The sequence below is a fragment of the Psychroserpens ponticola genome (assembly GCF_023556315.2).
Classification (GTDB): domain Bacteria; phylum Bacteroidota; class Bacteroidia; order Flavobacteriales; family Flavobacteriaceae; genus Psychroserpens; species Psychroserpens ponticola.
On sequence record NZ_CP116221.1, the window covers coordinates 1,809,038 to 1,821,822 of the forward strand.

The 12,785-nt window shown below is 32.6% G+C and carries 11 protein-coding genes; all 11 read right to left on the minus strand.

All coding sequences use genetic code 11. From position 1 onward, the window contains the following. Window positions 1-4: 4 nt before the first annotated feature. Window positions 5-4,339, minus strand: a complete 4,335-nt coding sequence (locus tag MUN68_RS08025; RefSeq protein WP_249997237.1) for a CusA/CzcA family heavy metal efflux RND transporter — start codon at window positions 4,337-4,339, stop codon at window positions 5-7. 119 nt (window positions 4,340-4,458) lie between these two features. Next, window positions 4,459-4,854, minus strand: coding sequence for a hypothetical protein (locus MUN68_RS08030; RefSeq protein ID WP_249997238.1), 396 nt, complete (start codon window positions 4,852-4,854; stop codon window positions 4,459-4,461). Between the two features lie 64 nt (window positions 4,855-4,918). After that, window positions 4,919-7,012 carry a Piwi domain-containing protein gene (locus tag MUN68_RS08035; RefSeq protein ID WP_249997240.1) on the minus strand — a complete coding sequence of 698 codons (2,094 nt, stop codon included), beginning with the start codon at window positions 7,010-7,012 and terminating at the stop codon, window positions 4,919-4,921. A gap of 44 nt (window positions 7,013-7,056) precedes the next feature. Further along, window positions 7,057-8,124, minus strand: a complete 1,068-nt coding sequence (locus tag MUN68_RS08040) for a hypothetical protein (protein ID WP_249997241.1) — start codon at window positions 8,122-8,124, stop codon at window positions 7,057-7,059. Window positions 8,125-8,248: 124 nt separating this feature from the next. Next, window positions 8,249-8,377, minus strand: coding sequence for a hypothetical protein (locus MUN68_RS08045; protein ID WP_255457248.1), 129 nt, complete (start codon window positions 8,375-8,377; stop codon window positions 8,249-8,251). Window positions 8,378-8,395: 18 nt separating this feature from the next. After that, a complete protein-coding gene (locus MUN68_RS08050; protein WP_106688407.1) occupies window positions 8,396-8,944 on the minus strand; it encodes a hypothetical protein in 549 nt (182 codons plus the stop codon). Continuing rightward, window positions 8,941-9,285, minus strand: a complete 345-nt coding sequence (locus tag MUN68_RS08055) for a helix-turn-helix domain-containing protein (RefSeq protein ID WP_249997242.1) — start codon at window positions 9,283-9,285, stop codon at window positions 8,941-8,943. The genes MUN68_RS08050 and MUN68_RS08055 overlap by 4 nt, the downstream gene beginning before the upstream one ends. A gap of 131 nt (window positions 9,286-9,416) precedes the next feature. Then, the gene (locus MUN68_RS08060; RefSeq protein WP_249997243.1) at window positions 9,417-11,156 is read right to left on the minus strand and encodes a DUF3987 domain-containing protein; all 1,740 of its coding nucleotides are present in this window, start codon (window positions 11,154-11,156) and stop codon (window positions 9,417-9,419) included. Further along, entirely contained in the window at window positions 11,153-12,061 is a 909-nt protein-coding gene (locus tag MUN68_RS08065) for a BT4734/BF3469 family protein (protein ID WP_249997244.1), read from the minus strand. The genes MUN68_RS08060 and MUN68_RS08065 overlap by 4 nt, the downstream gene beginning before the upstream one ends. Beyond that, window positions 12,048-12,344 (minus strand): helix-turn-helix domain-containing protein, encoded by a 297-nt coding sequence (locus tag MUN68_RS08070; protein WP_249997245.1) that lies wholly within the window; start codon window positions 12,342-12,344, stop codon window positions 12,048-12,050. The genes MUN68_RS08065 and MUN68_RS08070 overlap by 14 nt, the downstream gene beginning before the upstream one ends. Then, window positions 12,341-12,643 (minus strand): helix-turn-helix domain-containing protein, encoded by a 303-nt coding sequence (locus tag MUN68_RS08075; protein WP_188604435.1) that lies wholly within the window; start codon window positions 12,641-12,643, stop codon window positions 12,341-12,343. Before MUN68_RS08075 ends, MUN68_RS08070 begins: the two co-directional genes overlap by 4 nt. Window positions 12,644-12,785: the final 142 nt, after the last annotated feature.

Here is a 12,785-nt window from a genome sequence, read left to right on the forward strand (position 1 = left end):
TTTCTTATTGATTAAAATATTGTAATTGAAATGTACTTTCTAAATAGTTTGCTAACGCTGTTTGTGCTTCCAGTTCTGATTGAATAGCTTCTTTTATAAGTTGTGTAAACGCTGTGTAATCAATCTCTCCTTCTCTATATGCAAACAAAGCACCTGTTTTTTGTTCTTTAATAAGTGGTAATACTTCATTCTTATAGAACAGCCAAGATGTTTTCCATTTTTGGTAATTTTCTTTAGTTTGATTAAATTTAGATTGTACTTCCTTTTGTTTGAACTGCATATTTGATTCGGCAATTTGTCTATCAATTTTTGCTGTTCTAACTTGTGCTTTTGTTGTACCAGATAAAAACGGAATGGAAATACCAGCTTGATAGGTGTAAAATCCAGAATTTCCATTTACTTTTTGCAAGCCACCTTGAAGGTTGAACTTTGGTAAATTTTCGGCTTTGGCAGCTCTATAGTTTGCTTCTGCTTCTGTGACTTGAAGTTGAGAAATAGTATACAACGGATGTGCTTCTAAACTAAAGGATTCTACATTTATTTCGCTCTCTATATCAATTTCATCTGAAACTGTATAAAATTCATTAGAAACTAACCATAGATTTAATTGTTGTAATGCAATAGCATATTCACTTTTTGATTGCATAAATTTATTCTGAATTTGTAAGGCTTGATTTTTGGCAGCCGAATATTCTAACCGCGAAATAGCTTCTACTTCATAATTTAATGCAACTGCTTTTTCAAAGTTGGTATAAATAGAATCTAACTCTTTGTATAAATTATATTTTCTTTTACTCTGTAAGGCATTTGCCCACGCCTTTTTAACTTCCAATTCTAAATCTAATTCTGAAAGCTGAAAGGCTTTTTGGGCTAACTGAATACGTTGCTCCTGTAATTTTCTCTTTGGCGAAATACCAAACACGTCTATATTTGATTGACCAACACCTATAGTTGTATAAATACCTGTGCCATTGTTAATTTCTTCGCCACCAGTAAAAATTTGAGTAGTACCAAAATCGAAAGCAGTTTCTTTTAATTGTTGTTGCTTATCAATTTCAAGCTGTCGTTGTTTTAGACTTGGATAGTTTTCTTTAGCCAATTTCACAGCTTCTTGCATTGAAATATTAGGTAACGAATCGTTTATTTGTTGTGCGTTACCTGTTATTGGCAACAAAAACATAAAAGCTACCATAGCAGTAACTGTTATTACTTTTTTGTCAGTTCTAAAATTGAATGATTTGTTTTCTACCCAATGATATAATATAGGTAAAACGAATAATGTTAATAATGTAGAGGTTAATAAACCACCAATTACAACAGTTGCTAAAGGACGCTGAACTTCTGCACCAGCTGATGCTGAAATTGCCATAGGTAAAAAGCCTAAAACATCTGTAAAAGCTGTTAACATAATAGGTCTAATTCTTCGCTTTGTACCTTCTATTATTCTATCTTTTAGATTGGTTACTCCTTCTTCTTTTAATTCGTTAAGTCCACTAATCATTACTAATCCGTTTAAAACCGCAACACCAAACAGAACAATAAAACCAACACCTGCCGAAATACTAAAAGGCATATCTCGTAACCACAATGCCACAACACCACCAATGGTTGCCATTGGGATAGCGATGTAAATCATTAAGGTTTGTGGTAACGATTTTAGTGCAAAATATATCAGTACAAAAATGAGTAACAAGGCAATAGGAACGACAGTTTGTAAACGGTTACTGGCACGTTCTAAATTTTCAAAAGCACCACCATAACGAATAAAATAACCAGAAGGTAGTTCTAATTGTGCATCTAATTTAGTTTTAATTTCGCCTACTAACGATTTTACATCACGACCTCTTACATTAATACCTACATAAGTTCTTCTATTGGTGTTATCTCTACTTATTTGCATTGGACCTGCTTTGTAACTTACATCAGCTACTTCGCGAAGTGGAATCTGTGCACCAGAAGGTAAGTTGATAAACAAATTTTGCACATCTGTTATGTCTTTACGATTATGAGAACTTAACCTAACCACCAAATCAAATCGTTTTTCGCCTTCAAAAATAGTTCCTGCTATTCCTCCTGCAAAAGCTGATTGCACAATTTGATTTAACGTGTTTATTTGAAGTCCGTATTGTGCCAATTTACTTCTGTTATAAGTAATTGTCATTTGCGGTAAACCAGTTGTAGCTTCCGCTTTCATATCTCCAATACCATCAGTACCTGCAATAATTTTAGATATTTCTTCTGTTTTTTGAGACAATACATTTATATCTTCTCCATAAAGTTTAATAGCTATATCTTCTCTAACACCTTCAAGCAATTCGTTAAAACGCATTTCAATTGGTTGCGTAAACTCATAATTCACACCAGGAATTATTTCCACTGATTCTTTCATTTTTTCGATGAGTTCATCTTTTGTCTCAACGGTTGTCCATTCACCTTTTGGTTTCAGTATTACAAATACATCTGCTAAATCCATTGGCATTGGATCGGTTGGAATTTCGGCAACACCAATTCGACTTACAATTTTTTCAACTTCTGGAAACTTTGCTTTTACAATTTGTTCAATTTTTGTGGTTGTTTCAATCGTTTCTGTAAGCGAGCTTCCGGGTTTTAAAATGGCGTGAAATGCAATGTCACCCTCATCGAGTTGTGGAATAAATTCGCCACCCATTCTTGTAAACATAAAAACTGCAATACCAAATAAGACAACAGAAACACCAATTATTAATTTTCCTTTCTTTAAAGCTTTTTCTAATAGTGGTTGGTATTTACGTTCTACCCAATGCACGAATTTATCGCCATAAGATTTTTTGTCTGACTTTGGCGCTCTTAAAATAAGTGCAGACATCATTGGAACGTAGGTTAAACAAAGTACCATTGCACCAATCATTGCGAAAATAAAGGTCAATGCCATTGGTTTAAACATTTTTCCTTCTATACCTTCTAATGCCAGTATTGGCAGAAATACAATTAAAATAATCAGCTGACCGAAAAAGGCAGCATTCATCATTTTTTTTGAAGCGTTTGCAGCAACACCATCTCGCTCTTTGGATGTCAATTTCCTTTTCTTTAGAACTTGCGAAGCAATTAGGAAAACGGTACTTTCTACAATAATCACAGCACCATCGACAATAATTCCGAAATCTATTGCTCCCAGACTCATTAAGTTAGCCCAAACATCAAACACATTCATTAGTATAAATGCGAATAATAGAGATAATGGAATTGTTGAAGCTACTATTAAACCACCACGCCAATTACCTAATAAGAAAATAAGAACAAATATCACTATTAATGCCCCTTCAATTAGATTGGTAGCAACCGTTGAGGTCGTTTCTGCTATTAATTTGCTTCGGTCTAATAATGGTTCGATAATGACACCTTCTGGTAATGACTCTTCAATTTGAGCCATTCGCACTTTTACATTCTCAATAACATCGTTTGAATTAGCGCCTTTAAGCATCATAACCAAACCACCAACTACTTCGCCTTCTCCATCTTGGGTTAAAGCTCCATAACGAATGGCAGCACCAAATTGTACCGTAGCAATGTCGCCTACGGTAATTGGAATATTGTTTGTGTTTTTAACGGTAATCTTTTTAATATCCTCTAAACTACGCACCAAACCTTCTCCACGAATAAAATTGGCTTGATGGTTCTTTTCAATGTATGCTCCACCAGTATTTTGATTGTTAGCTTCAAGAGCTTCAAAAACATCGGTAATTGTTAAACCAATAGCTTTTAATTCGTTTGGGTCTACAGCAACTTCGTATTGCTTAATTTTTCCACCTATGGCGTTTACCTCAACTACACCTTCTACCATAGCCATTTGACGCTGTACAATCCAATCTTGCATTGTACGCAAATCAGTAACCGAATATTTGTCTTTATACTCTGGTTTTACTTTAAGTGTGTATTGATAAATTTCTCCTAAACCTGAAGAAATAGGACCCATAGTTGGCTCGCCAAAACCACTCGGAATTTGTTCTTTAACTTCGTTTAGTTTTTCTGCTACTAATTGACGTGGTAGATACGTTCCCATATCATCGTCAAAAACTATAGTAACTACAGATAAACCAAAACGAGAAATGGAACGGATTTCCTTTACATCAGGCAGGTTGCTCATTGCAACTTCCACAGGGTAGGTTACAAATTGTTCAATATCCTCTGTACCTAAATTGGGGGCTTGCGTAATGACTTGAACTTGGTTATTGGTAATATCTGGAACAGCATCTATTGGTACTTGGGTCATACTCCAAATACCTGCTCCAACAATGGTAAGCGTTAGCAAACCAATAATGAATTTGTTATTGATTGAAAAATCAATGATTTTATTAATCATAGAAAATGTATTAATTCAGTTGAAAACTTGCGGTGCGAATAGGTGCAACGCTTTTATAGAGCAATGCTTACTTTGAGAAGCATCACGTTAGGATATAGCTATCCTTAAAAAAAACTGAATTATACTCGAGGGGGTTGGAAAAGTGATTCCAAATATCTGGAAGTGAAGTTTACTTTATGTAAATTATATTGTTTTTTCTCTTCAAATTTTAGTCGATTGGTTAAAGCCAAATTATTGTTCGCAATAATTAATACCAAAGGGTGACAACACTGATTATGGGAATGGACTGGTGTATTCTCCTTATCTGGGTTATGATGATGCTCTTCATTTTTAGCATCGCTGCCAATGTAGTCTTCAACTACATATTCAAGGAAAGAGTCACCATAAACTTTATGGTCTTGATAATGGGTAATAACGTTTGAAATTTCTTTAATTGGACCACAAAAGTCCATATCTATGCTTATCCCTTGAAAAAAGAATAAAATAGACATTGAAATGGAAACGAATATTTTCATATAATTTAGACAAATATACAAATTATTGAATGCAATGGTTGTGCAAAAGATAATGAGTTATTTTTTATAAAAACCAAAGTTTACTTTTTGCTTCTTCCTTTATGTCACTTTTAAAGCGAGGTAACATTTGTGCAACCATTTCAGGGTATTTAATGGTTATTGGTACGTTTTGAGGTTTTAATGATTTCCAATATAATCTACTGAATTGAAATACTTGTGTTAATAATTCAGTAATGATGTTGTCATCTTCAAAAGCATCCTCATTTGGGCTACTCATACTTACTTTAACTGGAAAGGGAAAACCATCGGAAGGATAAAACTTTTCATCTTCAAATCGTCCATTGTTAAATAATAAAAATTTAAGCATTCCCAATCTTATAAATGTACCACTATATGGCATTAAACTTTCTTGAAAATCTGTATCATAGGCTATAATATCCTTTGTTTCTGTTTTGTTGATGTTTAATATATAAATGGGTTTATTTTCGAGATTTAGTCTGTGCATCCCTATAAGTATAGGTTCCATTTCTTTCTTGCTCATTTCTTTATAAAAATGAATCACAATTTTATCAGCTTCAGATTGATTAAAAAAAGTACGAATCGCTTTTATTATGCTTCCTGCTAATTGTGTTGTTTCAGTTTTAGAAAAGCATTGAAAATTGTTAAATATGCCATTGTTTTGAAAACTGAATGCGCTTGCCACGTATCTATGTTTATGGTCTTGATTTGTAAATGCACCAACACCTATAACTAATTCCTTTTTTTCAGTAACTGCTAATTTCCAAGGTTTACCACCTAATTTGGCGTGAATTGCCAATGAAATGTTATTTAAATGCCATTGATAATTACCTATGTTTTTTTGCAAATCTTCAAAATCAATTGCTTGGGTCATTATATCTTCATTTAAGCATAATTCCTTTACTTGATAATAGATGTTTTTTAATTGTGGGTTGGATTCAAAACGCGTGTATGGGCTTATGTAAAAGGCTAAATAGGCTATGTTTTTATCCCATTGTAATTCTTCTAACTTTTGCATTATCTCTGGAATAGGATTTTCCTTATTTGAAAACTCAATAAAATTATGAAATGCAGAATTTACTTTAATATCTATATAAGCTTCTAAACCGTGATAATATGTACCTTGACCTGTACCATTCTTTAAATAGCTCCATAACTTTTTTATTATTGGTTGATGGTCTTTATGGTAAATAAAAAAGAACTCTGTGCTAGGATTTTTTGGTCTTAAATATGGTCTATACCTATTAAGTTCCAGTTTTGGGGTTAAGCCAATTTGTTTGTTGCCTTGTGGGTCTTTGCCATATTCCAACAAGCCTTTATCTTTATCTATATGACCAATCCTGTTTAAAGGTGCATCTATAAACTGTTGATTTCGGAAATCACAAATATGCTGAAAGTCCTCTGTAAAAAGGTACTCTTTAGTAAAGTTGCTGATTTTATTCAAATACTTACTGTATCTATTCTTTGTTTTTTTACGTTCATAAGGGATGTTAAAAGCCTTTTGCAAATCTCTGTTAAGAATTGGAAATACTTCATCTAAAATTAGGCTATTGTAAAATTCTTCTTGTTGTGGTGTTTCTCTTTCGGTTTGATAATAGAATACTTGGGTTCTAAAAATGGCTTTTGTAACCAAATGTGCATTATCGATCTCTTGAAGGGATTTTTTTAAGATTTTAGTAGTCCCATCAAAAGAAACTACCAACTCTGGATAATCTGATACTTCGGCAAACTGTATTTTTAAAGAAAACTTATCGTAATAATGATAATCCTTATGATATGCTTCTTTATCTAACACCCAAACTTGACGGTCTTTTAAAACCTTATTTTTACAGTTAATGATGTTTAAACTATCAAAATGTTGTTTTATTTGGGCATTTAAGAATTGCTTGTATAAATTTTTATTGTAATTATTACAATCTATCTTTAAAGGTTTAAAGCCCTCTGAAGGTGTTGTAAAAGTGGTATAAATTTCTTCTTTTTCCTCTAATTCCTCATTGGTAAACACTTCTGTAATATTTGCAGGAAACTTTGTATAATATATTGTTTGACACTCTTTGGATTGTTTTAAAGAGACATAAAATGTCAATAACTTTCGAGGCCAATTGAAATTAAGAATGTTAAATTTTATTTGTTCTTGCATAAGTAATGAGGTGTTTTGGGTTTTACATAGAGGAATATTTTTATTTAAAGTTTAGCATCAATTTTTGCTTTGATTGTTTTAAGCTCATTTATACTTTCATTATCAGGACTGAAATAATTATTAAACTGTTTTTCTATATCACCAGCATACTGAAGGCTGTAAACTTCAACATCCCAAGTTTTTTTTCTAATTGTCGAGGCTAATTCTATAATATTTCTACTACCTAAATCATCATACCCTTCATCCCTTCTTATATCCATTGCAGCTTGAATAAAGGGTAATAACAGGTTATCTGATATATACCTAAAATCCGGTACATCTCCAGTATCTTGAATTTCTTGTAAATACGCGTAATGGGTTGGGGTGTATTCGTTAATTAAATTTGACCAAGGTTTTGTCAAATAATCTGCTGCACCAAATTTTATTCTATAATCATCTACTAATCTGGAATTAGCATTTAATAATTCCATCATATCAGAAGCAATTTGCTTTTGTTTAGATACTTTATCTTCGATATGGAATGTGTACTTCTTTTTTAAATCTTTAAATGCTTCATTATAAAAATCTGATATTTCATAAAGGTTAACAAATTGTTTTTGCCAATCTTCTTCATCTTCACTAAAAAAAGCTTGAAAGGCTTTAAAGTTGGACAGTATATCCATTTCAATAACTCTTTCAAAATTTTTGTTAGTATTAAAATACATTGTATTCATTGTTGATGGATTTTCTTTTTCAGCTTTGAAAAATATTTCCATTCGTTCACCGTGACGTATTATATCCTTTTCTAATGTCTTTAAATAATTAGTTAATAATAATAGACGGTCTTTTAAATCTTGACGTTTATCATTAGCAGCGTCTTGCCTTTCTATAATTAAATGCTCTCTCTGTTCATAAACTTGATAAAGCACAAAAAGAATTGAGAGAAAAGCTAATATTCCACCAATTAATGAGCCATAAGCAGAAATGATATGATCTCTGGTATTAAAATCAACATCAAAAAACTTCCAGTTATCGGTTTCATATATTGCTTGAAATGTAAGAAACACAATTAATGCTAACGTTAACCAAAACACCCATTTGATTATTTTTTTATAGCGAGATAGTGATTCCATAACAACTACTTTTTAGGTTTGCTATTTTTTGGTTTAAGCGAATTAGATGGTTTAGTGGTAGTTCTACCTAAATCAATTTTGACATTTTTAGATTTACTTGAGTTTTTCTGTTTTGCCATTGCGTCTATTTTTTAGGTTTTGAATCTTTTGGTTTTAAAAAAGTAGGTGGCTTTGTTGTTGTTCTACCAGCTCCAACATTATCCCATATTGTATTTGGATTTGATTTTGGTAAATTTTTGTCCTTGTCTTTCATAATTATTTCTTTTTAGGCTTATTGCTTAATTGAGATGTTGGTAATGGTGTCGTTCTGCCTTTTTGATTCTGCCGATTTTGTGCAGGATTTTGTTTTGTATTCGTCTTGGGTTTCTGTTGTGATGTGATTTTTTTTGCCATTGTATGCGTTTATTGATGTATATATTAATATGCAGAATAGACCTATAGCTAAAGTGTAAATTGAAGCTAAATTTAATCTGTTCATTTTTTTATTTCTCGAATTTATGCCACTAACTATCTCATCATATTCTTTTTCATCATCAATATCTTGAACTGCTTTAGTATTATTTTTACTTGCTATATAATGCGATAATAAATTGATAAATAATGTTGTAGTTAACAGAAACCAACCAATAGAAATAATCCAAATACAAATAGCGTTTTCTAAAGGACTTATTTTGTCTATAAATGTAATAGTAAGACCTAAAGCGCCAGACGCAATTATTGTAATGTATTTCTCGAAATGGTCATCACTTTTACTCTTCTCTAACAGTAATGATAGTCGATAGTCATCCCAAGCCTTTATTTGTTTTTTAGTTTTTTTCAAAATGTTACATCTATGTTCAGTAAACTTAATTCATCAATCTTACTAATTTTTTCTTCAGCTATTTTGAGGATTTCCGTACGCTCTTTTTCATTTTTTAGCATTAGTACAATTTGTTCAGACATCCATAGCTTAATTAATTCGTTCTCGTCTTCTTTTAATGTTTTAGCAAAAGCGACTACTTGTTCGCGTCTTGCTATACGAATTCCACGTTCTATTTTGCTTAAATAGGCAACATCCATATTTAGGTTTGCAGCCATTTCTCTTAATAGTAAATTGTGCTTTTCACGCAATGAACGTATATACTCTCCAAACTCCATAATAGAATTATTTAGACTTGTCAAATTTTGTCTAATTTAAGAAAAGGAAAGAAAGAAGTAAGAAAAAGATATTAACAGTTATTAACAAGGGAATGAGGATATTAAGGATTTGAGGACATTATATTTAATATCCTCTAAATCCTGAACTTCCCCAATTATAATTTTGCAGGATTTGAATAGGTATTGTGAGCTTCTCTATGGATTAAACCTGCTTCAACAAATTTGGTAATATAACCTTCTGCTGTTTTATTTGGAATGTTATGTTTAATGGCTAAACCTAAATAGTGTTGTCTGTCAAATTCTTTTGGTAAACTCTCTAAAAAGCGTTCTTTTCTATTTAAGCGTTTTACTGTTTTTTGCTCCATAGGTAAATCATTAAACACTTTACTACTGTGTTTAACCAAAATTGAAATTATGGTTAGTGCATTATCAAAGTCAACATCTTCACATTGTTTCACTGCATTGACATCGCCATCTTCCATAATGCGAAATACTGTGAATAACATTGTTATTCTAAAGGCAATTAAGCCTAACCTCCTAATAGTAGCAATATATTCTTCGGGTTGCAGATTGATGTATTTGGTTTGTAAGGATTCAAAAAACGTATGGAATTGTTCTTGTTGCGATACAGTCAATCTTATTTCTATTTCTGGATTGTTTTTAAGCGTTTTATACAGTCCTAAAAACTCACTACCTAATTGGTTGTAATAATCATCAAGTCCTAAACTATTATTGTTTTGGAATACATTTTTCCAAGTCGGCTTGATATTCATATAATAGAACATAAAGCGACTAAACAACCCATTTTCTGCATTAGGTATTAAGGTTGCTACTTGTTTTGGTGTACCAGATAATACGGTTGATAAACAGGGTTTTTCAATATCTACATATTCTCTATCTGTTCTACGATAATAACTGATGGTTTCGTGATGAAATGCTTTACGAAAGCCATCACTATAATTACCATAATCGCTTTTAAACGCTTGTGCAAGTGTATCTCCTTCGGTTTCAAAAATCAACCCTTTGCCTTCATTATCTGATATTAATTGATATACACCGGTTACACTATTATTGGCAGGAATGAACAACATTCGTTCTGGTGGTTTACTCGGTTTTTCCAAGTTTTCATCTTTGCCTTTATTCATATTGTAAGTCGCTGTTTCTGTATTAAATTGTTGCTTTAATACTTTAGCTTGTTCCCTTTTTAGTTTATGTACAGGATCTACCAAATTTTTAATTTGGTTGAGTCTGCCTTTACCTGCAGATGCAGGTGCAGTTACAAAAAGATATAAATTGCTATATACTTTTCGTTGGTCGTAAACGCCAAATAGTTTAGGAAAGCAAGCACTAAAAGCTGTTAAAGCACCTAACAATAGAATATCTTTTTCTTCTTGACTACTCGCAGGATTTACAACTTGTTGTAAAAACTGTGGAAGACTGTCATATATCTTTTCAGGAATAGTAGGCATTGTTTCTTGTTCCTTTTCCTCTTTTTGTTGAGGTAACTTCATTTCGATTTTTGATAGCCTTATACCTTCTTGATGTGCGTGATGATAAAAGGTTGCAATACTTATTCCGTGTCCTTTAGCGTTAAGGCATTTATTGAATTGTTCGTCACATTCTTTAGAATCATATTCTGCATAATTTTTACTTATGCGGTGGAAATAATCTCTACCTGATTCTCCATATTCTTCAGCTAAAGCAAAGCCTAAATCTCGCCAAGTAGCGTAATTGCCTGTTATATCTGTACCAGACTGCTCAATTGCCGAGATATAGGATTCTATGTCGTTATCAGCAACAGCAACAACGTTAGTTGTTGCTTTGTTGCTGACTGTTGGTTTTGGTTGCGCTTTTGGAACGTCTAACCAATCTTTTGGGTTAAATGATTTTGTCATAATTTTTGATGTCTTTTATGTAAAAAAGCTGTTGGGTCGTATGGTAAGAAACACGCTCTGGAAACGTCTTTACCTGACTGGTCAACTTCTATATTATAGGTTTGCTTAATGTAATTGGCTACTGCTGTGAAATACTCACTATGAGATACTTCTAAAATGTCAATTCTGATTATCCATTTAAGACCATCTCCAGATGGTGAGGTGAATAGCATTTCGGTTTCAAAGTATTCATCGTTCAACAATTGTGTTTTTAACTCTTGCAGATTATCTAAATGGTCAAAATCAATAGTTAATAGATTAGAATGCTGTAACAAATTACTATCGTTACGTTTTTCAAATACTCCTGAAAAGGTGACGTAATCAAAGCGATTAGCTTTGAATTTACGAGCTTCTTTTACATCTGTTATTGCTCTTAAATCTTCTGTACTCTTTTTGTATTTATCACTTGTGATTAATTCAAATACTTGATGTAACCGCAAGGTTTCCGTAGGAAACACATTGCGAACAGGTGCTTTGAAAAAGCTACAATGCGCATACCAGGTATCGTCTGGGTCATTCAACCATTCCAATTCGTCTTTTTCCTTGACTTCTAAATTTAGATGTAGTTCTTGGTTTATATTCTGTAATACATCCGCTTCATCAGTCATTTTAAAATGGTATTGTGCAAAATCGAATACATCGCCTATAAAGGTTTCTAATTCTGTGTCTTTATGCGTCGCAATAACACCATCGATATGAATCCGTAAAGTTTCTTTACCACCATTAAAAGGGTTTCGGGTTATCCCGCAGTCCCTTCCTTTTAAAGAAAGGACTGTAGTTTCAGGATAATACTGTCTCAACACATAGGCGTAAATCTTTAAACCATAATGTGTTTTGTCTAATATTGCTTCTCTACTTATTTCCATTACACTTGAAATTATGGTTGTAGTAGTTGTCTTGAAGCAATTGCTCAACATCAGAAACTTTATAATAAAACTTGCCTTGAACTTTACTATATGGCAGTGTACCGTTTGTTCTAAATGTTTGCAGTGTTCGCTTACTAATATGTAAGGTCTGTAAGACGTCTTGATTGTCTATCCACGTATCTTTTAATACTTCGGCTCTCGATATTTGTAGCAATTCGATACGTGCCTTTATGTCCTTTATTTCTTGTGAGAGCGCCAAGATTAAATCGATTATTTCAGTCATAATTTTACCGCTCCTTTCTTAATTAAGAAGTCGGCAGCTTGCTGCTCGATTTCGTCTTGTGAGTCCATACGGTTACGCAGTAACCAATGGTCTAACTCTTCACGTTGGAAATAAATCTTTTTGCCATTCGGTTTATAGTGTGGAATGGCTCCCGTACTCGTCAATTTGTACAAGTGTGATTGGGAAAGTTCTAAATACTTGCAAGTTTCATTGAAATTCAATACTTGCTTTTGCATCGTTTGTTGCTCTATTAAGAGTTTTTCGATACGGTCTAATTTTTCGATGATATTTGTGTCCATCGTTTATTTTGTTTTAAATAAATGAGGACATCTGGCCAAATGTCATTCTTGGTTTTCAAGAACAGGACAAAGGTTCAAAATTGGTAAGTCTATTTTAGTAAGGGTGTAAAACAAGGGTAAGACAACAGTAAGATTTCTTACT

What these genes read in the sequence shown, in the direction of transcription:
- MUN68_RS08025 (WP_249997237.1), bottom strand. Translation starts at nt 4,339, where the DNA reads ATGATTAATAAAATCATTGATTTTTCAATCAATAACAAATTCATTATT.
- MUN68_RS08030 (WP_249997238.1), bottom strand. Translation starts at nt 4,854, where the DNA reads ATGAAAATATTCGTTTCCATTTCAATGTCTATTTTATTCTTTTTTCAA.
- MUN68_RS08035 (WP_249997240.1), bottom strand. Translation starts at nt 7,012, where the DNA reads ATGCAAGAACAAATAAAATTTAACATTCTTAATTTCAATTGGCCTCGA.
- MUN68_RS08040 (WP_249997241.1), bottom strand. Translation starts at nt 8,124, where the DNA reads ATGGAATCACTATCTCGCTATAAAAAAATAATCAAATGGGTGTTTTGG.
- MUN68_RS08045 (WP_255457248.1), bottom strand. Translation starts at nt 8,377, where the DNA reads ATGAAAGACAAGGACAAAAATTTACCAAAATCAAATCCAAATACAATA.
- MUN68_RS08060 (WP_249997243.1), bottom strand. Translation starts at nt 11,156, where the DNA reads ATGACAAAATCATTTAACCCAAAAGATTGGTTAGACGTTCCAAAAGCG.
- MUN68_RS08065 (WP_249997244.1), bottom strand. Translation starts at nt 12,061, where the DNA reads ATGGAAATAAGTAGAGAAGCAATATTAGACAAAACACATTATGGTTTA.
- MUN68_RS08070 (WP_249997245.1), bottom strand. Translation starts at nt 12,344, where the DNA reads ATGACTGAAATAATCGATTTAATCTTGGCGCTCTCACAAGAAATAAAG.
- MUN68_RS08075 (WP_188604435.1), bottom strand. Translation starts at nt 12,643, where the DNA reads ATGGACACAAATATCATCGAAAAATTAGACCGTATCGAAAAACTCTTA.